The sequence below is a fragment of the Aliiglaciecola sp. CAU 1673 genome, from assembly GCF_029223185.1.
Classification (GTDB): domain Bacteria; phylum Pseudomonadota; class Gammaproteobacteria; order Enterobacterales; family Alteromonadaceae; genus Bowmanella.
Genome location: NZ_JARHUG010000002.1, coordinates 151242 through 177320 on the forward strand (window position 1 = coordinate 151242; position 26079 = coordinate 177320).

A 26079-nucleotide genomic window follows, 5' to 3' on the forward strand; every position below is an offset into this window, starting at 1 on the left:
AGAGCAATGAAAGACACCAAAAAGATTGAAAATACCGGTCGTAAGACTTGGCTTGCCGGATTGGGTTCATATGAAGCGGGTCGCGAAGTGGCTGCGGATAAGTTGGACCAATTCGTAGAGCAAACGCAAAGCGGTCTCAATGACCTTATCGCCCGCGGCTCAAAGGTAGAAGAGCAATTGCAAGCCAATCTGAAAGACAAGTTTGCGGTGCCAGCTTGGGTGAATAAGAGCATCGATGCTATCAAAGCCAGACTGAATCCAGAGCCTGATGCACTGGCCAGTGCCACGGACAAGCTGGAAAAAACCCTCAACGATTTAGACGCTGTTGTGGTTGAGCTGCAGCGTAAAAAGGCGGCTGCCAAGAAGGCGGCTGAAGCCAAAGTGCAGGCAAGCAAGAAGGCGGAAACCGCTGCGCCCAAGTCGGCTGAGTCCGAAAAACCCAAAGCTGCGCCAGCTCCTGCTGCCAAGGCAACCAGCACCACAAAGGCTGCGCCAGTAAAACAACCTGCGACGCAAAAGCGTACCAGTGGCACTGCGGCAAAGCCAAGTACTGCCGCCAAGCGCCCTGCGACGAGACGCAGCAAGCCTGCTCAGTCTTAATCGACATCGCCCAATAAAAAATGCCGGGAAATTCCCGGCATTTTTTATTGGCTAGTCCCCGCTCTTACTGTCCACCACTTGCCGCAGTGGCTTGAGCCGCTTTACGCTTGGCAGCCCGATTGGCCAGGATCTTGGTTTCTCTGGCTTTCAGCTTATTCAGATAGAAACGGAAAGTTTTACTGATCTGGGTATTACGACGGATCAGATCCAATTGCGGCCAGGTGGCCTTTTCCGCTTTCTTAATCAATTCTCCAATACCCTTTTCGGTAGGGTTGCTGAGCAGATACTTCAAATTCCCCAGACCACGCTCAGGCAGGATATTGATGTCGCCCACGTATTGCTGGTCGATAATGGAGCGCAGCTTATGAATACCCAGCTTGGTAGCCTTACCGGGTATGATGTTTTCCAGTATATCGAACGCAAAGACGCTGTTGGTTTTGGCCAGATTGGCAAGATGGCGGGTGGTCATATCGATAAGCCCACGGGAGTGATGCTTGCGTCTGGACAAGAAGGGCACTGCCAGGGGATTGGTCTGACTGACAATGCTGTGGTTAACCCCGTAAAGACGAGCCAATCTGCTAAATGGCATGTCGGCCATCAGTGAGCCATCGGCAAACTTACGACTGGGGATATAAGGCACAATCTCGCCGGCCTGGTTTCTGGCTCGCAATTGCACCGGTGAAAACACCCAGGGAATTGCACAAGAGGCCCGCACAGCCTGAGTAATGATGGCATTGGGAGAGGTCTTGGCGTTAAGTAGCCTGGAGTATTGGTGTAAATCGGCCGGAGACACCGTAATAGTGACATGGCGACCAGTCAGGTGATAAGCATCCTCAAACGTCATCAGATCGAAAAGCTCGATCAGCGCATTTTCCAGATTGGTACTGTCCAACCAGCTGCCTTTACCAGGACCGCGCCAAATGCTCCACTTACGAAACTTTTCATAGATAACTTCGGCGGTGAGCATATGTTTAAGCTCATCTTCCCGGCGGGTGGCTGCGAGAGCGGCCACAATAGAGCCGGCACTGGCGCCGGAGATAACATCGGGCAGCAGATTGTGATCCAGCAACGAGCTGACTACCCCACAGTGAAAGAAACCCAGGCCGGCACCGCCGCTTAGCATTAAACAGCTTCTGCCGTAGGCATGTGTCGTTTCTTCAAAAAAGGCTAGCTTCTCGTGGAAATCGACATCCTGCTCATCGGCGTGATAAATAAAATCCAGCGCCGAGCAGACTTCATCCAAGAACTCCTGAATAAGTCTTTTGGTACCGACTTTGGAGTAACTACCCAGTATAGGGTTAGATATATTGCCCAGATTACCGTGGATCCCTTCATGCAGGATAAACATCAGACCGGTGGCATCTTTATTGGCCTTGGCCAGTTTCATCCGCTGTACGCGTTTTTGGATCAGGCGATAATCAAAATCATTGGACTTGTCGATTTGCTTCCATTCTTCGGCGCCAGACAGCCGGTCGTGAGCCAGGCTGGCCTCCAGAAACTCCTGGTAACTATTGGCGTTGGCGATTGCCAAATCCAATGTTCGAAGCTCATCTTTCTTTGCCATTGCGTCATTCACACTGCTAATTATTCATCATGATCAAATGCCAAAACATTTGAAAGGGCAACCTAATTATCGGTTTGTGCCGCGTTTTTCAATATTTTATTGATCCATACGGGTTCGGGGTGTTATTAGATTGACCATTCTAAATTGACCCGTTAGCCTGGCTTCTATTGCCGCCAGGCCTTGCCAACTGGACCGCTTGTTGTTTGATATGGAATGGAATGTTCAAACCCTGACTCTGCTGCTAATCCCCATCATTAGCGCTATCGTTGGGTGGTTTACCAATTATCTTGCGGTCAAGATGATGTTTTACCCCATCGAGTTTGTGGGTATTCGTCCGTTTTTTGGTTGGCAAGGGTTAATCCCGGCCAAACGTCGCGAAATGGCCGAAATCGAAGTGGAGTTGGTGCTTGGTAAGTTGCTCAGTGTAGAGGAGATCGCCCAGCGCCTCGATGCCGATCAAATGACACTGGCCATCGAAAGACGCCTCAAACAGGTCTTACGTCGTATCGTAAACGATGTGATGCAGGAATCGGCGCCGACTTTGTGGGCGGCGATGCCGGTACAAGGTAAAAACCTGGTTTATTACCGCATTGAGATGGATATTCCCAATGTGGTGCGCAAAATGGTCCGGGATTTCCAACAAAATGTAGGCGAAATCCTGAACATCCGCGAACTGGTAGTGGAACAACTGACCAACGATCCTGAACTAATCAATGAGATCTTCCTGCAAGCCGGGGCCAAAGAATTTCCGTTTATTGAACGCTCTGGCCTGTATTTTGGCTTCCTGTTTGGTTTACCCACCATGGTGCTTTGGTATTTCGTGCAATATTGGTGGATTCTGCCTCTTGGCGGCTTATTGGTGGGTTACCTCACTAACTGGATCGCGATAAAGATCATCTTTGAACCCAAACGTCCTACAAAAGTGGGAATTTTTACCATTCAAGGGATGTTTCTTAAGCGCCAAAAAGAGGTGTCTGGGGTGTATTCTGAGATAATCGAAAAGCGCCTGCTAAATCCGGAAAACATTACCCATGCAGTATTGCAAGGCTCAGGCTCTGGGCAGCTGTTGGAGTTGATTGAACTGCATGTAAACGATGCTATCGAGCGTTATGTGTCTGTGGCGCAGCCTTATTTCGCCTTGGGCGTGGGCTCAAAAGACTATTTCCGCATGAAGGAAATGGCAGTAAAGAGACTCTTTGAAGACTCCGATAAGTTTCTGCGCTACGCCGGTGAATATGCGGCCGAGGCGCTGGCAATTGGCGATGATCTGCGTCAGAAGATGGAAGCCTTAAGTCCCGAGGAGTTCGAAGGGGTACTGCGTCCTGCCTATAAGCAGGACGAGTGGAAATTGATTGTAGTCGGGGCGATATTAGGCATGGCTGCCGGTTTTGCTCAGTTGAGCTTTATTTTCACTTAGGTATAAGTTTCAGCGCAATGTGGTCATAGTAGAGCGTCGTGAGCCCTTCATAACCGGAATCAGTGCCCACAAAGAGCCAAACACTACCCTGGCTGTCAGTGGTTAATTCAAGACGATGTTGTGCCGTAGTAGTGATTGTCTTGGGGGCAAATGTGGTTCCTGAACAATCGCTATCCTTAGCCGCCACATTGCCCAGTACAATTGCGTTGTTACCGCCTTGTGCCTGACTACCGATATCCAAATTCAGATAGTAGCCCTGTTGCTTAGGCTCAACAGTCCCAAAACCGAATTTAACAAATACCGATTCGCCAGGGGCACCACCAATGCCCATGCAGCCCTCGCCAGCATTAGACAGAAATTTCACTTCCAGTTCTGCCAGGTAACGGCTATTGGCTCTGAGACCTGTTAGTTGTCGCTTAATAAACATAAACAGGTCATCGCTACGGTTATTACCTGAGAGCATAAAGCCTTTATGGCCGCTTTCATCTGGCAAGGTTTTTACCCCAAAAGCCAAATCGTAGGTATCTGCACTGCCGGCATCGTAGTCTGAGAAGCCTGCTGACCAGTTATCAGAAGTCTGCTCAAAGCTGCTGATTAGTCGCACATTTCCATTTTGATCAAGCCAGGTATTGCCACTCACTAATTCACAGCCACTTAAGGCAATAGCAACACAAAAAGGTAGTAAACGATGGGGGAACATAGTCAATCTCCAAAATACTGAGGTACCGCATCCTAACCAAGGGCATCGTTACAAGATGTGTTAATTGGTTGCTGTTCTGCCACAAATTGCAGCTGTGGTAATCACTTGTGCCCGCTAGTGACTTTGTTACACTCTCGCCCCCATCAAATAAGGAACACTGGTCATGGCAACGACACCTCTTCTTCGGGAACCGCTATTTTGGCCGCTTATCCATCGCTGTATTGCTTGTCTTGTTCTGCTCTGCTGTTCTTTCCTCTGCGTTGCTGAAAGTACCCTTTGGCGGATTTCCAAGGATGGTCATGAACTGTTGATTGGCGGCACTATTCACCTTCTGAGTGACGCCCAATATCCATTGCCAGAAGAGTTTGAGAAAGCCTATCAACAAGCGTCGCGTGTGGTCTTTGAAACTGATATGGTGGCCTTTAAAAGCCCTGATTTTATGCAGGTGATGCTTAGTCATCTGTTGTATCAGGATGAAGGCAAACTGGCGGCGCGACTGCATCCAGATACCCTGGTCAGGCTAACGCAAAGCCTGAAGTCAAAATCACTATCTCCGGCACAGTGGTTGCAGTTCAAGCCGGCGATGGTGTCGATGCAGCTAACCCAGATTGAACTCAAGCGTCTGGGATTTAACGCGCCCGGCGTTGATCAGCACTACTTTGAGAGGGCGACCAAAGATGGGAAACCCTCGCTTGCCCTGGAAAGTCCCGAACAGCAGGTGGCGTATTTGGCGTCGATGGGTGAGGGCATGGAAGATAAGTTTATCTTGTATACCCTGGATGAGATTGATGGTCTGGCGGAGGAAATGCGCGTGATGCTCCAGGCCTGGCAAACCGGTGACCTGAATGTATTGCAGTCACGCTATCTTGTGCCCATGAAAAGCCAATACCCGGCAGTGTACGAACGCCTGATCATGCAGCGCAACCATCTGTGGGTACCGCAAATTGAAAGTATGTTGCAAGAGCCCAGCACCGAGTTGGTACTGGTCGGTGCCTTGCACTTAGTGGGAGAGGATGGCCTGTTGGCTGCGCTAAAGAGCCGTGGCTATTCGGTTACGCCTTTTTAGCAGCCTGTTCTTCCAGGTGTTGATGCAGCTCCAGCAATGACTGAGTCAATTTATGCTTGGGCGCCATACTGACCAGCGGCGTTTTCGCCTGGTGAGATTCGCGCATTTTGACGGATTGGGCGAGAGGGACTGGTAACACCGGATAACCCTCTTCCAACAGCTCATCAATGATTTGTCGGGGTAACTTGGCTTGCTGCATAAATTGATTGGCGATAATCCCCTCTACCTTGAGGTTGGCATTGTGATCTTCCCGAATTTCGGCAATTTGCTGGTACAGGCTGTACAAACCCTGACGGGAGAAGTCATCACAATCAATAGGAATAAGGCAGCTGTCAGCACCAATTAAGGCGGACAGACTATAAAAATTAAGTGCCGGTGCTGTATCGATAAAAATCCGGTCATAATGCTCGCTAAGGGACGATAATGCCTCCCTGAGCTTATAAATTTTGTGTCTGCTGTGTAGCTCACTTTCAAGCTCCGCCAATCGTGCAGAGCCCGGCAAAATATGCAGGTTCTCAAAGGCGGTGGGCTGACAGAATTCCTCTGCTGGGCGGCGACGGATATGAAAGGTGATGGTCTGCTCAAATAATTCGGCAATATCCGTTCCTGGCTGTGCCGACAGATAGGCGCTGGTGTTACATTGGGTATCCAGATCCAGCACCAGGGTTTTGAGTCCCTGCTTGGCAGCAATGGCTGCAAGATTCACTGTCAGGCTGGATTTGCCCACACCGCCTTTCTTGTTGAACAGTACCCTAATCATTGAGCGACTCCTTTTTTGCTACCAGTATATCTTGCTGTTCGCTTGTGCCCAGCGCTTATTTGTTGAGTTTTTTGACTACAGCGCTGGCGAGCGCTCTGGCGGTAGTCCACTTGCCTCCGAAAATCGTCAAAAGCTGCCCCTGGCGCACCAAGCGGTATTCGCGGCTGGCATGGCTTGCATCTTCACTACCCCCTAACAGCGGGCGCACGCCGGCATACTCCTGAAGGATGTCATCTTCGCCCATGTGATTGCTGAAGTAATGATTAAACAGATTGAGTAAGTAACGGCGTTCCTGGTCGCTACAGCGGATGGGCTCGTCTGCACTTTGGCGTACCTCGGTGGTACCAAGCAACGTTTTGTTTTGATAAGGCAGCACAAACACGATGCGCTTTTCCCCTGGGACTTCGAGCATATGGCCATAGCGCCCCATGGGCGGCAGTAAAAGATGGCTGCCTCTGACCAGATCCAGCTGCTGTGGCGCTTGTAATCCAGAGCGCTGCAGCAGTTGGCTGCTCCATGGCCCGGCAGCGTTAACGATGAGGTCAAAGCGCTCCTGTTTACCCTGTAGCTCCAGATGCCCCTCTATATCCACTTTGCTAACCGGGCTTTGTTCAAATATGCCAACGCCCAACTCTTTGCAGCGTTCGGCCACCCACAGTCCCAGTGCCTGATCATCCATTTGGCCGTCAAAAAACAGATATCCTCCCTTAAGTCCTTTTGGATTTAAGGTTGGCGAGCAGTGCAGCATTTGTTGTGGGGAAAGCCAGCGATGGCGACCTATACCGCGATTGGCGGCGAGTACATCATAAAGTGTAAGGCCGAGTTTTAGTTTCCAGCGTGGACGACTTAAGCCTTGGTATAAGGGATAAAGCAGCGGCAGGCGCCGGGTCAGGCCGGGAACCTGTTCCAACCACCATTTTCGCTCCTGCAAGGCTTCATGGACCAGGGAGAACTGATATTGCTCAAGATAGCGCAGTCCTCCATGCAAAAGTTTGGATGAGGCCATGCTGGTGGCGCTCATTAATTTGCCCTTTTCATACAATGAAACCTGATGTCCTTCCTGGGCCAATAACCAGGCGCTGCAGAGTCCATTTATGCCTCCGCCGATAACGGCTATCTTCATTGATTCCACTGCCTTTTCATTGATGACGCTGCCATTGTGCATCTTTTAGATACAGGATACTCTGAGAAGTACGGATTTCACCACCATAAGGTGGGCTTGTGGCAGGCAAGACGGCAGAGCGGATTCTCATCACCAGTCTGGAATTATTTAACCGACATGGTGAAGCAGGTGTGACCAGCGTTGATATCGCGATGGAATTGGACATCAGTCCAGGCAACCTCTATTACCATTTCAAAGGTAAAGATGTGATAGTGGCGGCTTTGTTTGACATGTACCGGCAGCAATTAAACCGAATACTCACCGCCCCGGGCGAGTCCCTTGATCTGGAGGAGTTTTTCTATTTCCTCTATCTGATGCTCGAATGCAGCGCCTTGTTTCGTTTCTTCTACAGGAATCCCTCCGATCTGGTTGAAAAATACCCTGAACTGGCCAAAGGTCTGCGCGCCCTAAATAAAGCCAAGCTGGATAATATTCGCAGGTTGCTCGGTGATTTTCAGCAAAGCGGTCAGTTGGCTTTGGACAGCGATGATTTGCCACAGTTGGTGGAGTTAGTGGGCCTGATTTTATCGCAGGGACCAGACTACTCGTTGCTGATGGGACAGACCTTGGATAACGAGCAGTTTATCCACCAAGGCCTGAGCCATATCTATTTCCTGTTAAAACCCCATATCAATACCGACAAGATATCCCTTGATGGCCTGCAGGCGGCCATAGCCAAAGCGCCACATACCCAAGTTTCGACTTTGCCATGGAGGACAACGGCATGAAACGCAAAATAAGCTTCCTTGACAGGGCGTTTTGGATCACGGAAAGCGTGGACAACCCCAAGCATGTGGCTTGTATGCAAATACTGATGCTGCCAGATGACGCTGACGATAATTACATCGATGAGTTGGTGGCCGAACTGCGCCGCTTCGATAAGCCGACGTCCCCATTTAATACCGTGGTGCAAACTGTTTTAGGCTTTCCCTGGTCGCTTGAAACGGTGGATAGCATGGATATGAACTATCACGTCAAGCTGCATGAGATAGAAGATGTTAGTGATAAAGCGGCACTGCATAAGTTAGTGGCCAAGTTACATGAGCCGAGACTGGAGCGTGATAAGCCTTTGTGGCAGTACCATGTGATCAAAAGCCGTCAGGGTCGTTTGTTCGCTATTTATGTGAAGATCCACCACATGTACGGTGATGGTGCCACCCTGATTCGCTGGTTCCAGGCCGGCTACATTGAAGAAGCCAAAAAAGAAGGCTTTGTACCGGTATGGGCATTGCCACAGCCCTTCAGAAAGAAACGGAAAAAGGTCTGGTACAAAGGACTGTGGGAAAACCTGGTAGGCTTTGTGCTGACGGTGACTGATCTGGTGTGGATCCTGTTCCGCCTGCTGGTCAAGCTGCTGCTGATTAACCCGCATTACATGCCCATTCCCTTTACAGGCACCAAGACTGTACTGACAGGACAGGTAAAACGGGGCAGGGTGGTATCGACCACGGATTTGGACTTTAACCGTGTGCATGCCCTGTCCAAGCGTTTACGGGCATCTGCCAATGAGATCCTGCTGTGCTGTATCGACATCGGTGTGCATCGATTCTTGAAAGGTTACGGTCATAGCTTTGGCAAGGCCCTTTACACCAATATGCCTATTAACCTGCGTAAACCCGGCGAGCAGGTCGCGGGTAACAAGATTGCCATCGTGCCGGTCAAATTGGCCCATGGCGAGACAGATCCTTATCTGCGTCTAAGGCAGATTATCGAGAACCATCGTATCGTTAAAAAGGCAGCCAGAAAGTCGCAACCGGGGGCGTTTAGTTACTACACCATACTGATCCAATCGGTGGCCCTGATATTTGAGATGTTGCGCCTGTCTGATTGGTTTAAGCCCATTGCAAATATTCTGATTTCCAATGTTCCCGGCCCCAAGGAAATGCGCTATCTTAGGGACGCCAAACTACTGGCTGCCTATCCTATCTCCACCATCACTCCCGGCGGCGGTGTCAATGTGACACTTCTGACCTATGGTGATGCGGCAAACATCGGCATAGTCTGCAGCGATAGAAATATCGACTCATTGGACAATATGGCGCATTACTTCCAGGAAGCTTTCGAGCTGTTGGAACGTTGTGTCGATGATCCAAGCCTGACGATTGAGGATATTGGCGAGTACGTGGATGAGGCACCCAAATCCATTATTCTTGATGAGCATCATCAAGAGCACGAATCCGTTATACACGAGTAATTTTAGGAGCAAATCTTGCGTACCCTCTTGAGCACATCGGCCGTTATCCTTTGCCTCAGCGCCTGCACCAGCGTCGAGCGTGTGCCCGGTTCTGAATATGTGCGGCTATTGCAGCCTTCCGAAACCGGTCATTGTGAAAAAGTTGGCAAGGCCAGGACCAAAGTGATGGAAAAAGTCGCATTTGTGGAACGCGACGATGAAAAAGTGGCAGATGAGCTTCTGCAGCTGGCCAGAAACGAAGCGGTGCGTGCTGGTGGTAATGCGGTGGCTATCGATGGCGACGTACGTTACGGCAGCCGTCAGTTTATGGTCTATCGCTGCCCTCAGTGAGGCTTAAGCCGCTAAAAGAGAAACCACAGGTTTCCATCCTCAACTTTGACTTCCTTGCCCAGCCGGGCGAACAAGGCTTCGTCCGGCAGGGTCTCATCCAAGCGATAATGAAATTCACCGCTTTGCGCCAGAGATAACAACTCCTGTTCAATATCATCACGGTGATAGTTGAGTATTTTTTGTTTGCTGCCGGATAAATATAAACTCAAATATCGACGCAAGTCCGCATAGGGCATGGTATCCAGCAGTCCCATTGCGCCGCCAATAGTAACCCCCATCAGACTTCCCAAACCGCCCGGCAACAGCTTCTGAAAGAGTTCAGTACTGCTTTGAATAAGGGCATAGTTATCATTGACTAAATGCAGCCCCAATAAACTGATTTGTTCAGGCAAGAGGATGCGTTTGTGGGGATCGTAGCGGGGCAGTGCTTGTATATCGGCCAGCAGATGAGCCTGATAAAGGCGGGTTCCCATAAACTCTACATGGAAATCGCAGAGCAGCTCGATATGAAGATGGGAGCCTTCTTTGGGCATATGTAAGGTCGCTTGCAAAACTTTAAGCAGACCTTTTACACCGCCGGTGAAGTTAAGCGGTACGCGCATTGGCAGATTAGTGGCCAGCATCTCATTGAGTTCTGCGGCCGTCATCTGAATCCGCTTAAGCTGACCGAAACGCACCATCCATCCGGCAAACCAGAATTTTAAACGGGTTTTCCAACTTAACGGATCGTCGTAGTGCAAACCTTTTTTCCTATCGGATGATCGTCCAAAATGATATCGCTTCTGAGTGTGCTGCTTTAAATGATTTGGCGCAAGAAGGAAGCAAATTTACCCATAAATTGCTTTCATTTTATGCAATTACAGTGGCAATTTGGTCGCTTTACCATAATATGAAATTGCCGGAAAGAAATTCGGCGGCCAAAACGGCCATCAACATTGGATGAAAAAAATCAAAAGAAGCAAAGGGGACTGTCTGTACCATGTTTATTCCAAGCATCCTGCTAAAACAACTCTACAACCGCGGTAGTTTGACCAATTTGGGGCATGGCGTGAGATTTTCGCTAAAGAATCGCCTGAAAGATGCCAAGGTCGAAGAACTGGTGGAGATTCGCATCGATGATAAAGCGGTCCCCACAGACAAGATTTGGTTGCGAACGGCCGACGGTAAACATCTCTCCTGGGCAGAGTTCAACGCTGCCGGCAATCAGGATTTTCCGCTAAGAACCACCCTTGTGATCCAAATTGACGATTGCAAACCCCTACCAAAAGAAAAGCATCGAATTTTGATCCACTTTCGTGCCAGTCCCTTCGGTAGCCTGAAGTTTGAAGTGGAAGATGTGGTGACTGACGATAAGCAGCCCGCGAATAAAGTCCCAAGGGACGACGTCGACGACTACGGCGAAGAAATTATTAAAGAGCGTCAGCGCTATTTTGAAAAGTTCTGCAATGGCAAAATAGAGCACGTAGGCAAGTATTCTATCGATCCCCATGATCTTCGCGGCAACATAGAGCATTTCATTGGTGTAGCCCAAGTACCAATGGGTATTGCAGGGCCCTTCTTGATTAACGGTGAGCATGCCAAAGGCGAATTTATGATCCCTATGGCCACTACGGAAGGCACCTTGGTAGCATCTTATAACCGTGGCATGAAGCTGTTTAATATGTGTGGCGGTGTTAAGAGTACGGTGGTGGATGATGCCATGCAGCGTGCACCAGTATTTGTCTTTGAGGATGCTCGCGAAGCCAGAGACTTCGTGCAGTGGGTAAAGACCAATTTCGAGCAGATTAAGCACGAAGCAGAGTCCACATCCTCCGTAGCCAATTTGACCTATATTGATAATTTCCTGTCTAACAAGTTTGCCTTCCTGCGTTTTAACTTTAAAACAGGGGATGCGGCCGGTCAGAACATGGTGGGGCGCGCCACCTTTGCTGCCTGTGGTTGGATTTTGGATCATTACAAGGGGATCAAGAACTTCTATTTGGAATCCAACTTCGCCACCGATAAGAAAGCTTCACAAATCAATATAATGCGTACTCGCGGCAAGCGCGTGGTTTCCGAAATCACGATCAAGCGTGATTACCTGCTAGAGGTGATGCGTGTGGATCCCAAACAGATTGATTACCATGGACGGGTGGCGGGTGTCGGTTCGTTTTTATCGGGCGTCAATAACACCGGTTTGCATTCACCCAATGGTATTACCGCGATGTTTATTGCCACCGGTCAGGATGTGGCTAACGTCTCCGAATCCTCGGCCGGGATCCTCTATTCTGAATTGACCGATGAAGGCGATTTGTATCTGTCTTTGACCATTCCATCCCTGATTGTGGCTACTTACGGTGGCGGTACTGGTATTGGTACGCAAAAAGAGTGTTTACAACTGATGGATTGCTATGGACGTGATCGGGTCTACAAATTTGCAGAGATTGTCGGCGCGGTGGCCCTGGCTGGAGAAATCTCTCTGGCTTCCGCCATTTCCTCCTCAGATTGGGTATCTTCCCACGAGCAATATGGGCGAAATCGATAGGGTATACCCTTGAAAATAGGGGCGGTTATCCGCCCCTTTTTCGTTCTATGCAAAGCGAACAAATTCCATAACTTTTTGTTTTTCAAGAGTACTTTTCCTGCCCATTGAAGTGATCGCCTTTTTAACTGGCGTTGTATTAGAACAGGTCTTTTAAACAACTGTTTTTTTGGCTACGTCCCAGGCAATGTTCCTGATACACTCACTGGTACGATCTCTTTTTGGCAATGTAGTGCGGCCCATGGCTCGCCAGTAGGTGGAGAAGCAATGACATCAGGCTCCCATACAGAATTTGACTATATCGTGGTTGGTGCGGGCTCCTCAGGTGCGACCCTGGCCAGCCGTTTGTCTGAACAGAAAGACCGTTCGGTGTGCTTGCTTGAAGCGGGCGGCCCTGATCGTAATCCGTTGATCCATATTCCCTTTGGCCTGGCACTGCTGATCCGCTTTAACAGCATCAACTGGCACTACGAAACCGCCCCTCAAACGCATTTGAATAACAGGAAAATGTACTGGCCAAGGGGAAAAACCTTAGGCGGCTCAAGTTCCATTAATGCCATGTGTTATATCCGTGGTGCCAAAGAAGATTATGATCATTGGCATGCCCTTGGCGCCGAGGGATGGGACTGGCAATCGGTATTACCTTATTTTAAAAAATCAGAGGATCAGCAGCACGGTGCCGATGAGTTTCATGGCGTCGGGGGGCCGCTGTCGGTCAATGACCTTCGCTACGCCAATCCCCTGTCCCATAACTTTGTAAAAGCTGCCGCCGAGATTGGAATGCCGGTGTTGAGCGATTTCAACCGCGCGCAGCGCGAAGGTGCCGGTTTATACCAGGTAACCCAGAAAAACGGTCAACGCTGCTCCGCCGCTAAGGCTTTTTTGAGCAATGCCGATGAGCGCGACAACCTGCATATTTATACCCAAGCCCAGGTGCAAAAAGTATTGGTGGAAGAGGGGAGAGCCAAAGGGGTGGTGATCAGGCGCAATGGTAAAATTGAGACTCTTTATGCCAAGCGTGAAGTACTGCTTTGTGCTGGTGCGATAAACTCCCCGCAGCTACTGATGCTCTCAGGTATTGGCCCTGCCGATCATCTCCAAGAGCATGGTATTGAAGTGAAAGCGGACTTACCCGGTGTTGGGCAAAATCTGCAGGACCACCTCGATGCGATTGTACAGTTCAGAAGCGAAGTCAGTGAAGGCTATGGGTTGGCCTTAAGTGCCTTGCCAAAATACATTAAAGCGGCATGGCAGTATTTGTTTCATCGTAAAGGGCCATTTAGCAGCAACATAGCTGAGGGCGGTGGTTTTGCGTCGAGCTCGCTGGCCAATGGCTTGCCGGATATTCAATTCCATTTCCTGCCAGCAGTGTTGCAGGACCATGGCCGTACACTGGTTAAAGGCTATGGTTTTGGATTACATGTTTGTTGTTTGTACCCAAGAAGCCGCGGACAGATAAGGTTGAAATCTGCCAATGCCCATGACGCACCGTTAATGGATCCCAATTACCTCAGTCACCCGGAAGATCGGCAAATTATGATTGAAGGCGTTAAAAAAGCGCGTGAGATCCTGAATGCATCGGCATTTAAACCTTATGCCGGCAAAGAACTTTTACCGGGCAACGATAAGGTAACCGATGAGCAACTGCTTGATTTTATCCGCAATAAGGCAGAAACCATCTATCATCCTGTTGGGACCTGTGCAATGGGTAAGGTAGAAGACAAAATGACGGTGGTTGATCCCACCCTCAAGGTAAAGGGGATCGAGGGGCTTCGCGTCGTCGATGCTTCTGTGATGCCGACACTTATCGGCGGCAACACCAACGCGCCCTGCATCATGATTGCCGAAAAAGCGGCAGATATGATCAAAAACGGCCACTAGGCTCCCATCTAGCTGCCCTTTGTGGCTTGATGCAGGATATTTTGCAATTCCTGCCACAGAGGGTACAATCCGGTCACCGACAACAGGTCAGACCACTATAGAAAAAGAGGATTAAAAATGCCTGCCAGTAAAAATGCTGTCCGCCAGGTCACCACGAGAAATGGCGATCGAATCGCCATTGTGGCCGGGCTTCGAACGCCCTTTGCCAAAATGGCCACTTATTTCCATGGCGTCCCTGCCTTGGATTTGGGCAAGATGGTGGTTAACGAAATGCTGGTCAGAGCAAACCTGGATCCAAAATTAGTGGAGCAACTGGTTTACGGCCAGGTAGTGCAAATGCCTGAGGCACCCAATATTGCCCGGGAAATTGTGCTAGGCACCGGCATGAATGTGCATACCGATGCATATAGCGTATCGCGGGCCTGTGCCACCAGTTTCCAGGCCGCCGTCAATATTGCTGAGTCGATGATGGCCGGTGTGATTGAAGTGGGCGTGGCCGGCGGTGCCGATTCCACCTCAGTATCTCCTATTGGTGTATCCAAGAATCTGGCCAGAGCCCTGGTTGATCTGCAAAAAACCAAGACCCTGGGTCAAAAGTGGGCCGTGCTGAAAAAGCTTGGGCTAAAAGACCTGATGCCGGTACCGCCTGCGGTCGCCGAGTATTCTACCGGTTTATCTATGGGCGATACTGCCGAACAGATGGCAAAGTCTCATAGTATCAGCCGCGAAGACCAGGATGCCTTGGCCCATCGCTCGCATTCCAATGCTGCACAAAGCTGGAATGAAGGTAAGCTTGCCGGTGAAGTCATGACGGCCTATGCCGAGCCTTTTAAAGGCGCCCTGGAGCGTGACAACAACATTCGTTTCGATTCTAACTTGGAAGGCTATGCCAAGCTGAAGCCGGTTTTCGACCGTAAATACGGTACCGTTACGGCCGCCAATGCTACGCCATTGACAGACGGTGCCTCTGCCGTACTGATGATGACGGAAAGTCGCGCCAAGGAACTGGGTTACAAGCCGCTTGGCTTTATCCGTAGTTACGCCTTTGCAGCCATCGATGTTTGGGAAGATATGTTGATGGGGCCATCTTACGCCACGCCAATCGCACTGGACCGTGCCGGCATGACCCTAAACGACCTTACCCTGATTGAAATGCATGAAGCCTTTGCCGCGCAGACCCTGGCTAACGTCAAGATGTTTGCGAGTGATAAGTTTGCCAAGGAAAAGCTGGGCCGTGATAAGGCTACGGGTGAAATTGACATGGACAAATTCAACGTGATGGGCAGCTCTATTGCTTACGGTCACCCCTTCGCCGCGACCGGCACACGTATGATCACGCAGATGCTTAATGAGCTTAATCGCCGCGGCGGCGGTACCGGCCTTTTGACCGCCTGTGCAGCGGGTGGTTTAGGCGCCGCTATGATTGTAGAAACGGAATAAGAGGTGAATGACATGACCGAAAAACAAAGCGCCTTTCACCTGAGCCGTCGTGAAGACGGCATCGCCATCCTGACCATGGATGTGCCTGGCGAGAGCATGAACACCCTAAAAGCCGAGTTCGGTGAACAGATTGGTGTCATGCTGGATGAAATTGAAAGAGACAGCAGCATTAAAGGTTTGGTAATTGCCAGTGGCAAACCCAGTTCGTTTGTCGCGGGCGCCGATATCAGTATGTTGGCAGCCTGTAAATCGGCAGAAGATGCAGAAGCTTTGTCTCAGGGCGGCCAGGAAATTTTCCAGCGCATCGAAGATTTAAAAATTCCCGTGGTTGCAGCCATCCATGGTCCTGCTCTTGGTGGCGGGCTGGAATTGGCTCTGTGCTGTCATTATCGTATTTGCAGTACCGACAACAAGACGGTGATGGGATTACCGGAAGTACAGCTTGGCGTGTTGCCTGGTAGCGGTGGTACCCAGCGTCTGCCCAAACTTATCGGTATTCAAAAAGCCATGACCATGATGCTGACCGGCAAGCAGTTACGCGCCAAGCAAGCATTAAAAGACGGTTTGGTAGATGATGCGGTGCCATTATCGGTTTTGATGGATGTGGCCGTAAAGTTTGCCAAGAAGGGCAAGCCTAACCGTCAGCCTCCCAAGTTGAGTATGGCCGGCAAGTTCCTTGAGCGCACGCCCATGGGCCGCAACATAATGTTTAACCAGGCGCGCAAACAAACCAAAGCCAAGACCCGCGGAAACTATCCGGCACCAGAGCGCATTATCGATTGTATCGAAGCCGGTGTAGGCAGCAGCCGGGGTTATCGCCTGGAAGCCCGCCATTTCGGCCAGTTGGTGATGACGCCTGAGTCCAAGCAACTGCGTAACATTTTCTTCGCCACTACTGAGATGAAGAAAGAGACCGGTGTGGAGGGGGTAGCCCCGGCGAAGGTCAATAAAGCCGCAGTATTGGGCGGTGGCCTGATGGGCGGTGGTATTGCCTTTGTGACCTCAACCAAAGCCGGTGTGCCTGTGCGAATCAAGGATATTCGCAGTGAAGGTATCGCCAATGCAATCAAGTACTCTTATGACTTGCTGATCAAAAAGGTTAAGCGTCGTCATATGCGTAAATCAGAGATGCAAAAGCAATTATCCTTGCTGACCGGTGCAACAGATTATTCTGGCTTCAAAAATGTGGATATGGTGATTGAGGCCGTATTTGAGGATCTCAAGCTGAAGCAACAAATGGTGGCGGACGTAGAAGCCAACTGCCATGAGAAAACCATCTTTGCCACTAATACATCATCTATTCCTATTCATCAGATTGCTCAAGGTGCCAAACGCCCTGAGCAGGTGATTGGTCTGCATTACTTCTCGCCGGTAGACAAAATGCCATTGGCTGAGGTAATTCCCCATGCCGGCACTAACGATGAAACTATCTCTACCACCGTGGAATTTGCCCGCAAACAGGGTAAGACACCGATTGTGGTGAAAGATGGCGCGGGATTCTATGTAAACAGGATCCTGGCCCCTTATATGAACGAGGCGGCAACGGTGTTGCTAAGCGGCGAGCCGATTGAACAAATCGACAAAGCCTTGCTGAATTTTGGCTTCCCTGTCGGTCCGATCAAGCTTCTGGATGAAGTAGGTATCGATATTGGCGCTAAGATTTCTCCAATTCTGTTAAACGAATTGGGTGAGCGTTTCCGTGCTCCAGACGCTTTCGATAAGCTGCTGGCAGATGATCGCAAGGGCAAGAAGAATGGACGCGGCTTCTTCAAATATGAAGGCAAAAAGCCTGGTAAAGAAGTGGATGAAGCGGTTTATACCTTGCTTGGTGTGACACCGTCACAGAAGTTCAGCCATGAGCAAATTGCCGAACGTTGCGTACTGCTGATGTTGAATGAAGCGGCCTTATGTTTGGCCGAAGGTGTGGTTCGCAGTCCCAGAGACGGTGATATCGGTGCCATCTTCGGTATTGGTTTCCCGCCATTCCTCGGCGGTCCCTTCCAATACATGGATACCCTGGGTATCGACCATGTGGTGGCCAGAATGGAACATTATCAGGGCCTTTACGGTGATAAGTTTGCCCCGGCGCCAGTCCTAAAGGACATGGCAAAAGAAGGTAAGCGTTTCTACTGAGAGCAGAATAATTGTCAAAAAGCCGGCTTGTCCGGCTTTTTTTATGTCTTTCGTTTATTTTGAATATTTTTCACGAACAGAGGCAGTGCCAAATTATTGTCGTTAACATAATTTTAACGAATAAAAAACTGGTTCTTTTATATGCAAAATGTATAATGCGCAGCCAGTTGTATCCCTGATGTTGTGAGGACGCCAATGTTTATTGCTCTGATTGTTTCCTTGTGCAGTGCCATATTCTTCTACGTAGAAGCTTTCAGAACAGGCCTTCGTGCCAAGCAGTGGGGAATGGCGGGCTTGGTCTTCGGGCCTTTAGTGTTGCCCCTTTTCAGCGTGCAACAACATATGGCGCTGCGTAAGGTAAGAGGCTTTGGGGCTGCTATTCTGAGGGCCTAATCCTCAGGCAACAAAAAAGAGAGCCATGGCTCTCTTTTTTTCGAGATATTCAATTCCGTAAACGGTGTATGTTTAGGGGATCTTTATAGTCTTAGGCTTCCACATCTGAGTAGACTGGGTGTTATCTTTCACTGGTGTTTTGGCGCCATCAGCGGCTTTATCAGCAACGGGAGCTGCAGTGGTTAGTACTAGAGCCATGGCGTATGCTTTTAACATTTTCGTTATTCTCCTTTAGGGTTAAGTCAAAGTGACAGTCAATTGACTATGCCTAATGGTTAATGCGAAGCCCGTGCCAACTTTATCTTTCTGAATTACTAAGGTTTTTTGACACATCAAACCAAGCCCCTTAATAAATCTGCATGGGCAGATAGTCTGACTATCCACCTACAAAGACTATTGAAAATCCAGGTTAGTGATTGCTTTGTTTAATAAGCTTAGATAAGTGACGGTTTTCATGTAGCAGACGGGTAAAGCGCTCTGCGCTAAGAGGCTTACTGTACAAATAACCCTGAAGCATCTCACACTCATAGCGGCGTAAAATACTAAGCTGCTGTTCTTCTTCCACACCCTCTGCTACCACTTTTAGCCCCAGATTGTGGGCGATGGTAATAATGGCGCTGGTCATATGCCGGTCGACGGCGCTTGTCGCGATATCATCGATAAAGGCTTTATCAATTTTTAAGGTGTTGAGCGGGAAGCGCTTAAGGTAGGCGAGGGAAGAGTAGCCTGTACCAAAGTCATCCAGAGCCAAGTGAATTCCCATATCTCGTAGCCGCTGCATCATCTGCAGAGCCCGATCAGGATTTTGCATTAGTGTTCCTTCGGTAATCTCACATTCCAGATGCAGTGGTGATAGACCCGCCCGGCGCAGAGCACGCTCTATACGCTGGTCCAAATCTGGTAGTTCAAATTGTCGCGCAGAGATATTGATAGCGACCCGACCGGTAAACAGGCCATCTTTGACCCAGCGCTGAGTATCTTCACAGGCCTTGCGCAGTACGATTTCACCAATGTCGATAATTTGGCCGGTTTCTTCGGCAAGTGGAATAAATTGTGCCGGACTAACGATACCTTTTTCCGGATGTTCGAAGCGCACCAGCGCTTCCATGGAAACCAGCTGTCCAGAGGCAATATCCACTTTGGGCTGATAGTAGACGGTAAACAAATCCTCTTTAATGCCATGGCGAATGAGGTTTTCGATTTGCAACTGGCGCACGGCGTTTTGGTTCATCTCACCGCTAAAGAACTGATAACGGTTGCCACCGCTATTTTTAGCGAAGTACATCGCGGTATCGGCATTTTTCAGAAGTTCCTGAGGACTGGCGCCATCTTCTGGGAAGAAAGTAATACCCAAGCTGCCACCGAGAACAAATTCCTGATGATTGATGGTGAAGGGGCGAGCCATTTCATCAAGAATGCGTTGGGCCAGATGAGTGACCTTATGGATATCCATCTTACCTTCAATCAATAAGCTGAATTCATCACCGCCCAGGCGGTAACAAGTGGCATTGGCATCGGCAAATTTCTGCAGCCTGGCGGCAATTTGTTTGATCAACTGGTCACCGGTTTGGTGTCCCATTGAGTCGTTGATCTTCTTGAAGTTGTCCATGTCCATACAAAGCAAAGCATGGGGGGAGCCTTTGCGCACCAGGTTTTTATGGCTGGCCTGGAAAAACGAACGGTTGGGCAAGCCGGTCAGAGTATCGCTGTTGGCCAGTTGCAGCAGGTCTTTTTCGGTTTTTTTACGAGAAGTGATATCAGAAAAAACGCCCACATAATGAGTGGTGGCACCGTCCTCTCCGTGAATGGCATCGATATTCAAATCAATTTCATAGCGCTCACCCGTGCGCCGCATGGACTCTACTTCTCCGCTCCAATTACCCTTTTGTACCAGAGTCTTGCGGACCTCTTCGGTAAAAGCGGCGGGATACTGATGGAAGGTCAGATAACTTGCCAGCGCCTGCTCTTTGCTGTCGCCTGTGTACTTACAATAAGAATTATTGACGGAAATGATCCTGAATTGAGTGTCTGTGATAAAGACACCATCAGAAATGGTCTCAATTGAGCGTTGGAATAGCCTCAGCTGTTCTTCTGCCTGCTTCAAGTGGCTGATATTTTTTAACGTTCCGGTCATCCTTGAAGGCTTCTTATGTTGGTTCCAGGCAACCACTTTGCCTCTGTCCAACACCCACAGCCAGTTACCGCGAAAATCCTTAACTCTGTAAGTACTCTCGAAGTGCTCGCTATCCCCTTGAAGGTGCTCTTCCAGAACCTGTCGTACACGCTGAAGGTCGACAGGATGAATATTGGATTCCAACTCCGTAAACACACGCAGGTTATCCTGGGGGAAATCCATAATGCCCCAAAGATTGGAACGGAAGACTTCGGCTTGGTTTAGGTCCCAATCCCAAAGCTCATCGCCACTCCCCCAGAGTGTAAGCTTTAAGCGCTCCTCACTATCTTTAACCTTCCGTTGAGTCAGCTTGCGCAGTTCATATTGTCTAAACCAATAGCTCAGCACCAGAAAGCCTAATATGCCATATGCTACTAAGGCGTACTGATGCATCCATTTCGGAGGTGCAATTTTAAGAGTTACTTCCCCCGCATCAGACCAAGGGCCGTTGGATTCCCTTGCTTGAACCCTGAATTGATAGGTGCCAAAACCCAGGTTAGTAAATGTTGCTTGTCGCTGATTCGGATCTGCTTCTAGCCATTGTTCAGACAAACCCAACAGTTGATATCGATATGCCAAGGTATCGGGGTTTCTCGGATTTATGACAGCAAAATTTAGCGAAAAGGGAGATGCATTATTGGGTAGATGTATTTCCTTAGACAGATAAACCGGCTTAGTCAATGGTGAATTTGCATCTTTGAAACTTACTTCCCGATTAAATATACTTAACTTAGTCACCTTGGGGGAAGGGAGAGATTCATTTTTATTGTCCCGTACACTGCTCAATCGTGTTGGATTTATATAGTGAAACCCTTGTGTCCCACCGAAAAGAATATTGCCATCTTGTAGCACTAATCCTGCCGACTCGTTGAACTCATTGAAGTCTAATTGTTTTGGTGACACGTGATATAATACTTCTCCACTATCAGCATCGACTTTATTAATGCCTCTAGATGTGGCAACCCAAAGATAGTCATCTTTTTTTAATAGAGTAAATATCGAGTTACTGGCCAAACCGATTTCAGTATTCACTTTTTTTGTGATTTCAAATGTTTCCATGTCAACTTTAAAAAGGCCGCTTCCTTGGCTGGCAATCCAATAGTAATCTTTGTGTTCTACAACCCCAATCGCACTTTTTAAATCATTGTGTTCACCATTGCTTGGGAATGTGACAGTTTGAAATGTCTTATCTAAGAGGTGATAAACTTGAAGTCTATCTTCAGCCAGCACCCATAAGTTTTTATGTGAGTCGAACAAGATTGGCCTGATATGCTGATTGTCCTTGCCGTCTACTTGAAAACTCTCATATTTCAAATTGTCGATAGATATCCAAGAGATTCTTCCTGTAGAAGAAACCCATACTCGGTTATTCGAAATATAAATGCTGTCAACTACCTGATCCGGTATAAATTGCTTTATTTGGGTAAGGGTGTCGTCTTTGCCACGCTTGAACACCAAAACCCCTCGTTCCGTTGCCAGCCATAGTCTGCCATATCTATCAACATCTAGGTCCCAAGTGGACATAGGGAGAGCATTAATAAATTGCTTTATTGTTCCGCTATCGGGTGAAAATAGATTCAAATTACCTGATTGGGTGGCTATCCAAACTTTCTTATCTTGCGTTTCTGCAAATGCCCATACCAAGTTGTCAGAGAGAGAAGACTCTACACCAGGTATGCTGGCATACTGTTTCGAATATGAACTGTATTCAAGATACCTTTGAATATGTACTCCGCCGGCAAAACCGCCTGACCAAATGGTACCGTTTCTATCTTTGAAGAGTTTAAGAATGTAATGAGTTTTGAGGTTTACAGAGTTAATATTGTTCTTGCCAACATTAACTATCTCTGATGAATCATTTGAAAATATACTCAGACCTTCGGTTGTACCGATCCAAATTAATCCATTTCTGTCTACAATAATGCTGCTAACTGTATTTCCAACAATATCGCCATCGGCACTGCCAGAATATAAATGTTTTTGAAGCTCAAACTTGTCGCTAAGGATAAAGACCCCTTGCTCCGTCGCCAGCCAATAACTTCCATCAATTATTGCCAGGTCAAAAAGATAGGTGGCGGGGATGTTTATTGACCAAGGATTGTCTGAATTAAGGGCATGTAGCTTCTGAGATTTTTTATCAAATATGTCTATGCCATAACCATAACTACCAATCCACAAGTAGTCTTGGGTATCTAAAATAACACGTACTTCATTGAAAACATCTTTTCCATCAAGAGTAACGATGTTGAATTGGTCGCTAGCTTTATTATATGCGTATAAATGGGATTCATCTGCCACCCATATTTCCCCATTTAATCCCTGAGCAATTTCTCCAATAACAGGAGTTTTCAGATTGCTATTAGACGCTGCGTAACTAAAGAAACTGTCTGATTCTGGATTATATTTAGCTAATCCATTTTGAGTGCCAACCCAAAGTGCCCCCTGTGTATCAACAAATAACTTTCTTATCAGTTTGTCAGGTAATGTTTGTTGGTCTGTTTGCGAAGGTAGGTAGTGTTTAAATTCGTAACCATCAAACCGATTCAGTCCATCACCAGTCGCAAACCAGATAAAACCTTGAGAATCCTCAACTATATCTAAGACGGTACTTTGACTGAGGCCGTCTGCAACGGTGAGGTTTTCAAACTGGATGTTAGAAACATTAATGAAAGCGCGGCTGGAAAGGGGAAGGGCTGCCGATATCAGCAGTAACCCATAAACCGTCAGTTTGATCAGACTTTGAAGCACGCACTACCCTTGCAGCCTTAGCCGCTTATTGTTGTTATCTGTTTTGGGGCTGTCACTGGCGTGACTTTGCCGTACTGCATCGCAAAGCTGGCGCGCCTTGCGGGGCAAGCAAGTAAGGTAAAATATGTGGCTGGGCAAGTCAAAGGGAATAAGGATAAATTCACATACTTTTATGTGAGAATTTTTGCCTTTGACTTAAAGGTAATCAAATCAAGAATCTCTAGTCTCGAGCCGTCTGCAGGCAAATTGTCCTTTTCGTCACTCACCAGCAGTAACTCACCAAAGTTATGTTCTTTAAGCATTTTTTGGCAGAAATTGAGGATGTCTTGGGGATACAAAGACATGACTTCCTCACATAACCGCTGTTGTTGGTCAAACTGCCAGTCGCGGTTGCCGATTGCCAACCAGAGTCGCTGGCTGCGCATCGATAAACTGGTATCCTTGGCAAGCAGTTGCTTAGCGATACTCTGTTTGACACTTTGCCAAGTCTGCTCGGGCAAAGCCGCCAGCATTTGCTGGCTGTGTTGCAAGAAGTCAAACAAGGCATCCTGCAACATTGATGCACTGGCGTTGGGAGACTGCAGGTAGAAGCCTAATCCTGGATGCTGGTTGTAAGGCATGTAGCCGCTACCCACCAAGTAGCCCAATTGCTTTTCAGTTCTTAACTGATTAAAGAACGGTGCAGCCAGAAGTTGTTCGGTCAGAATGCAGCTGGCAATACTTCTTACCGTTGTATCGGGTGCCTGAAAATATAAGAGTAGGGCGCTGTCCTCATGATGACTTGGGACTTGGTGCAGATAGTTTTTGTCACCGCGATAGTCCAGTACTTGTCTGGGAATTGCATCCTTCAGGCGAGTTTCTACAGGCTGGAATGCGCTCAACTTTTTAACAAAGGGCGTAACGTAGTCCAGTGGCCAATCACCATAAGCGAAGGCTTCTAAGTGCAAAGATAGCAGCAACTGTTGTTGATAAATTTTCATGCTTCCGTAGTCAGCACTTTCAACCACAGGCAACATTTCTAATGGCGCGTGACTTAAAGGTTGTAGCAATACGGATAGACGTGTAAACAGCCGGTTGATGGGTTTGTTTAACAGGCTGTTACGCAAGGCTTGAATTTGCTTCTGTTTAGCTTGTTCGAATTGTTTCTCGGTAAAGCTGAAATGCAAGACACGTTCTAGCATGTCGCTTGCCAGTTCAAACTGTTTTTCACTAAAACCACTGGTGTGCAGAGAGAATCCGCCCTGATGGGCATAGAAGTGAAAATTTAAACCTGCGATCAATGCCTGATAGTATTCCTGGCTAAGTACTTCCTGAACCATGTTAGTCCAAATGCGTTTGTAACAGGCTACCTCGACCCCCTGTTCAACGGCTTTGCTGTCGAAGGAAAGATAAAGCTCTCCTTTGGGTTGTCTAAACTGGTGGTCTTGACCGAACCAGAAAGTGAAACCAGGCTCCTCCAATATTTTTCTTGGGATAGCATAGTGACCTTGGAGCGGTTGAGGCAGGGTACTGACACCAAGATAAGGGTTAGCAGTGGGTAGTTGCAGGGCCTTTATCTTACCAGGATTTAATAACCTTTTGAGCAAATTGCCGTTGAGTGGACTAATGCTGTAAGGGGCGTCATACCACTTGGCCAGGTGTTCAGTATCTTGCTCTGGCAGGATAAGTTTCACTCTCATATTGAGTGGTGACATCATGCTAAGCAGATGCCGCACGCCCTCGGGAGAGAACTCCTGCACCAGGTATTCGCCGCAGAGTAAATATTCATCTGGATAGTCTAAAAGCTGCCCAGACAGGTGGTTCGCCAGCTCAATAGGTTTGGGCTTATCATGAAAGTCGAAGGCAAGTTGCCCAAATTTTTGCCGCTCCTCAAAACGCCACTGCTCGATACCTTTTTGCTTGATCAATTCCAAGCAACAAAACAGGCTCTCTAAAATCTCCTCTACATGCTCTGCTCCGGCGTCAGTGAGTTGCATGCTGACATTAAAATCTTTGAAGTTACGTCCCTGGATTCCACCGCCAGCACTTAAGCTAGTTACCCATCCCTTTTGCTTTAGGTAGCTGAGCAGGCTGCCTTCGCCCTCATCGCCGATGAGATGGCTTATCATGTTAAGAGGTTTACTTTTGAAGTAGGGTTGTATATCCGGCAGGGCAAAGGTAACGATAAGACGTTTGGCACTTTTCAGCGGCACTATTTTTATCAAGGTGCCAAGCTGGTGAGGCAAATAAAGGGCTGGATTTTTTTCTGGCGTCAGCGCTGTACCACGGGGTATGGCCTCCAATTTATCTCTTGCCAGCGCTTCCAATGCATCCAAATCCGCCTCAGACACCAGGCAGGCTGTCATATTGCTGGCACCCATATAGCGGCAAAAGCTCTCTTGCAGCATCTCCTGTAACCTACCTGCACTGAATTGCTCAAAAATCTCTATGTTGCCCACAGAAAATTTACTGAACGGATGGTCTGGATTGCAGGTTTCTTTGTGAACTTGATACAGACGGCGTAAATCATCGCTGCGCTTCAGCTTGAATTCAGCGTCTATGGCTTGTACTTCTTTACTGATTAGCGCCGGATCAAACAGCGGGGCGCGCAGCATGGCAGAAAAATGTGTTAAAGCCTGTTCAAAAGCCGCAGTAAAAACATCAAAATAGAAGCTGGATGTTTCGGTGCCGGTCCAAGCGTTAACATGGCCGCCATGATTGGCCAAAAAATCAGCCAGATGGTTAGGCTGCGGGAAGTCCTTACAGCCCAGGAAGAGCATGTGCTCTAATAAGTGTCCAAGGCCTTGGCAATGCTTAGGATCTTGGAAGTGACCAGCATTAACGGTGATAGATGCGGCCGACTTGGTGCAGTCCGGATCCTGAACCAGTAATAGCTTGAGACCATTGTTTAATGTCAGGAGCCGATATTGGCACTTATCATAGGTGCTGCGGATCACTAAATCGTCCACTCTTCATCAAATATTAAAGAGTATAAAAAAGGATAACGTGACAAAAAGC

18 protein-coding genes are annotated in these 26079 nt (G+C 48.4%); 11 read left to right on the forward strand and 7 right to left on the reverse strand.

What is annotated here, in order from left to right; genetic code table 11:
* Positions 1 to 6 precede the first annotated feature (6 nt).
* Positions 7 to 600 carry a hypothetical protein gene (locus P2G88_RS02485; RefSeq protein WP_275794051.1) on the forward strand — a complete coding sequence of 198 codons (594 nt, stop codon included), beginning with the start codon at positions 7 to 9 and terminating at the stop codon, positions 598 to 600.
* 64 nt (positions 601 to 664) lie between these two features.
* Here P2G88_RS02485 and P2G88_RS02490 read toward each other — a convergent pair whose 3' ends face one another.
* Complete coding sequence (locus P2G88_RS02490) at positions 665 to 2164, reverse strand: DUF3336 domain-containing protein (protein ID WP_275794052.1); 1500 nt, start codon at positions 2162 to 2164, stop codon at positions 665 to 667.
* 208 nt (positions 2165 to 2372) lie between these two features.
* Between P2G88_RS02490 and P2G88_RS02495 the strand changes: the two genes are divergently transcribed.
* Complete coding sequence (locus P2G88_RS02495) at positions 2373 to 3581, forward strand: DUF445 family protein (protein WP_275794053.1); 1209 nt, start codon at positions 2373 to 2375, stop codon at positions 3579 to 3581.
* Here P2G88_RS02495 and P2G88_RS02500 read toward each other — a convergent pair.
* Positions 3574 to 4281: a hypothetical protein gene (locus tag P2G88_RS02500; RefSeq protein WP_275794054.1), complete on the reverse strand. Its 708-nt coding sequence runs from the start codon at positions 4279 to 4281 to the stop codon at positions 3574 to 3576. The two genes, P2G88_RS02495 and P2G88_RS02500, sit on opposite strands and share 8 nt — an antisense overlap.
* Before the next feature lie 163 nt (positions 4282 to 4444).
* Between P2G88_RS02500 and P2G88_RS02505 the strand changes: the two genes are divergently transcribed.
* Complete coding sequence (locus P2G88_RS02505; RefSeq protein WP_275794055.1) at positions 4445 to 5347, forward strand: TraB/GumN family protein; 903 nt, start codon at positions 4445 to 4447, stop codon at positions 5345 to 5347.
* Here P2G88_RS02505 and P2G88_RS02510 read toward each other — a convergent pair.
* Positions 5334 to 6107, reverse strand: a complete 774-nt coding sequence (locus P2G88_RS02510; protein WP_275794056.1) for a ParA family protein — start codon at positions 6105 to 6107, stop codon at positions 5334 to 5336. The two genes, P2G88_RS02505 and P2G88_RS02510, sit on opposite strands and share 14 nt — an antisense overlap.
* 55 nt (positions 6108 to 6162) lie before the next feature.
* Positions 6163 to 7230 carry a glycerol-3-phosphate dehydrogenase/oxidase gene (locus P2G88_RS02515; RefSeq protein ID WP_275794057.1) on the reverse strand — a complete coding sequence of 356 codons (1068 nt, stop codon included), beginning with the start codon at positions 7228 to 7230 and terminating at the stop codon, positions 6163 to 6165.
* Between the two features lie 98 nt (positions 7231 to 7328).
* On the opposite strand from P2G88_RS02515, the gene P2G88_RS02520 reads away from it, so the two are divergent.
* From P2G88_RS02520 to P2G88_RS02530, 3 genes are read left to right on the forward strand one after another with little or no spacing between them, the layout of a single operon-like run.
* Complete coding sequence (locus P2G88_RS02520) at positions 7329 to 7997, forward strand: TetR/AcrR family transcriptional regulator (protein ID WP_275794058.1); 669 nt, start codon at positions 7329 to 7331, stop codon at positions 7995 to 7997.
* Positions 7994 to 9463, forward strand: a complete 1470-nt coding sequence (locus tag P2G88_RS02525) for a wax ester/triacylglycerol synthase domain-containing protein (RefSeq protein ID WP_275794059.1) — start codon at positions 7994 to 7996, stop codon at positions 9461 to 9463. Before P2G88_RS02520 ends, P2G88_RS02525 begins: the two co-directional genes overlap by 4 nt.
* Before the next feature lie 15 nt (positions 9464 to 9478).
* Positions 9479 to 9793, forward strand: a complete 315-nt coding sequence (locus P2G88_RS02530; RefSeq protein ID WP_275794060.1) for a DUF4156 domain-containing protein — start codon at positions 9479 to 9481, stop codon at positions 9791 to 9793.
* An 11-nt stretch (positions 9794 to 9804) separates the two neighbouring features.
* On the opposite strand, the gene P2G88_RS02535 is transcribed toward P2G88_RS02530, so the two are convergent.
* Positions 9805 to 10533 carry a hypothetical protein gene (locus P2G88_RS02535; protein ID WP_275794061.1) on the reverse strand — a complete coding sequence of 243 codons (729 nt, stop codon included), beginning with the start codon at positions 10531 to 10533 and terminating at the stop codon, positions 9805 to 9807.
* A gap of 239 nt (positions 10534 to 10772) precedes the next feature.
* On the opposite strand from P2G88_RS02535, the gene P2G88_RS02540 reads away from it, so the two are divergent.
* The 5 genes from P2G88_RS02540 to P2G88_RS02560 all read left to right on the forward strand — a co-directional run bounded on the left by P2G88_RS02540 (position 10773) and on the right by P2G88_RS02560 (position 18161).
* Entirely contained in the window at positions 10773 to 12317 is a 1545-nt protein-coding gene (locus P2G88_RS02540) for a hydroxymethylglutaryl-CoA reductase (RefSeq protein ID WP_345798867.1), read from the forward strand.
* Between the two features lie 264 nt (positions 12318 to 12581).
* Complete coding sequence (locus tag P2G88_RS02545; RefSeq protein WP_275794062.1) at positions 12582 to 14195, forward strand: choline dehydrogenase; 1614 nt, start codon at positions 12582 to 12584, stop codon at positions 14193 to 14195.
* 117 nt (positions 14196 to 14312) lie between these two features.
* The gene (gene fadI, locus P2G88_RS02550; RefSeq protein WP_275794063.1) at positions 14313 to 15635 is read left to right on the forward strand and encodes an acetyl-CoA C-acyltransferase FadI; all 1323 of its coding nucleotides are present in this window, start codon (positions 14313 to 14315) and stop codon (positions 15633 to 15635) included.
* A gap of 12 nt (positions 15636 to 15647) precedes the next feature.
* Positions 15648 to 17768 carry a fatty acid oxidation complex subunit alpha FadJ gene (gene fadJ / locus P2G88_RS02555; protein ID WP_275794064.1) on the forward strand — a complete coding sequence of 707 codons (2121 nt, stop codon included), beginning with the start codon at positions 15648 to 15650 and terminating at the stop codon, positions 17766 to 17768.
* A gap of 195 nt (positions 17769 to 17963) precedes the next feature.
* Entirely contained in the window at positions 17964 to 18161 is a 198-nt protein-coding gene (locus P2G88_RS02560) for a hypothetical protein (protein WP_275794065.1), read from the forward strand.
* Between the two features lie 409 nt (positions 18162 to 18570).
* Here the strand turns inward: P2G88_RS02560 and P2G88_RS02565 are convergent, their stop codons facing one another.
* Positions 18571 to 23082 (reverse strand): EAL domain-containing protein, encoded by a 4512-nt coding sequence (locus tag P2G88_RS02565; protein WP_275794066.1) that lies wholly within the window; start codon positions 23080 to 23082, stop codon positions 18571 to 18573.
* Positions 23083 to 23252: 170 nt separating this feature from the next.
* Positions 23253 to 26018, reverse strand: a complete 2766-nt coding sequence (locus tag P2G88_RS02570; protein WP_275794067.1) for an insulinase family protein — start codon at positions 26016 to 26018, stop codon at positions 23253 to 23255.
* Positions 26019 to 26079 lie beyond the last annotated feature (61 nt).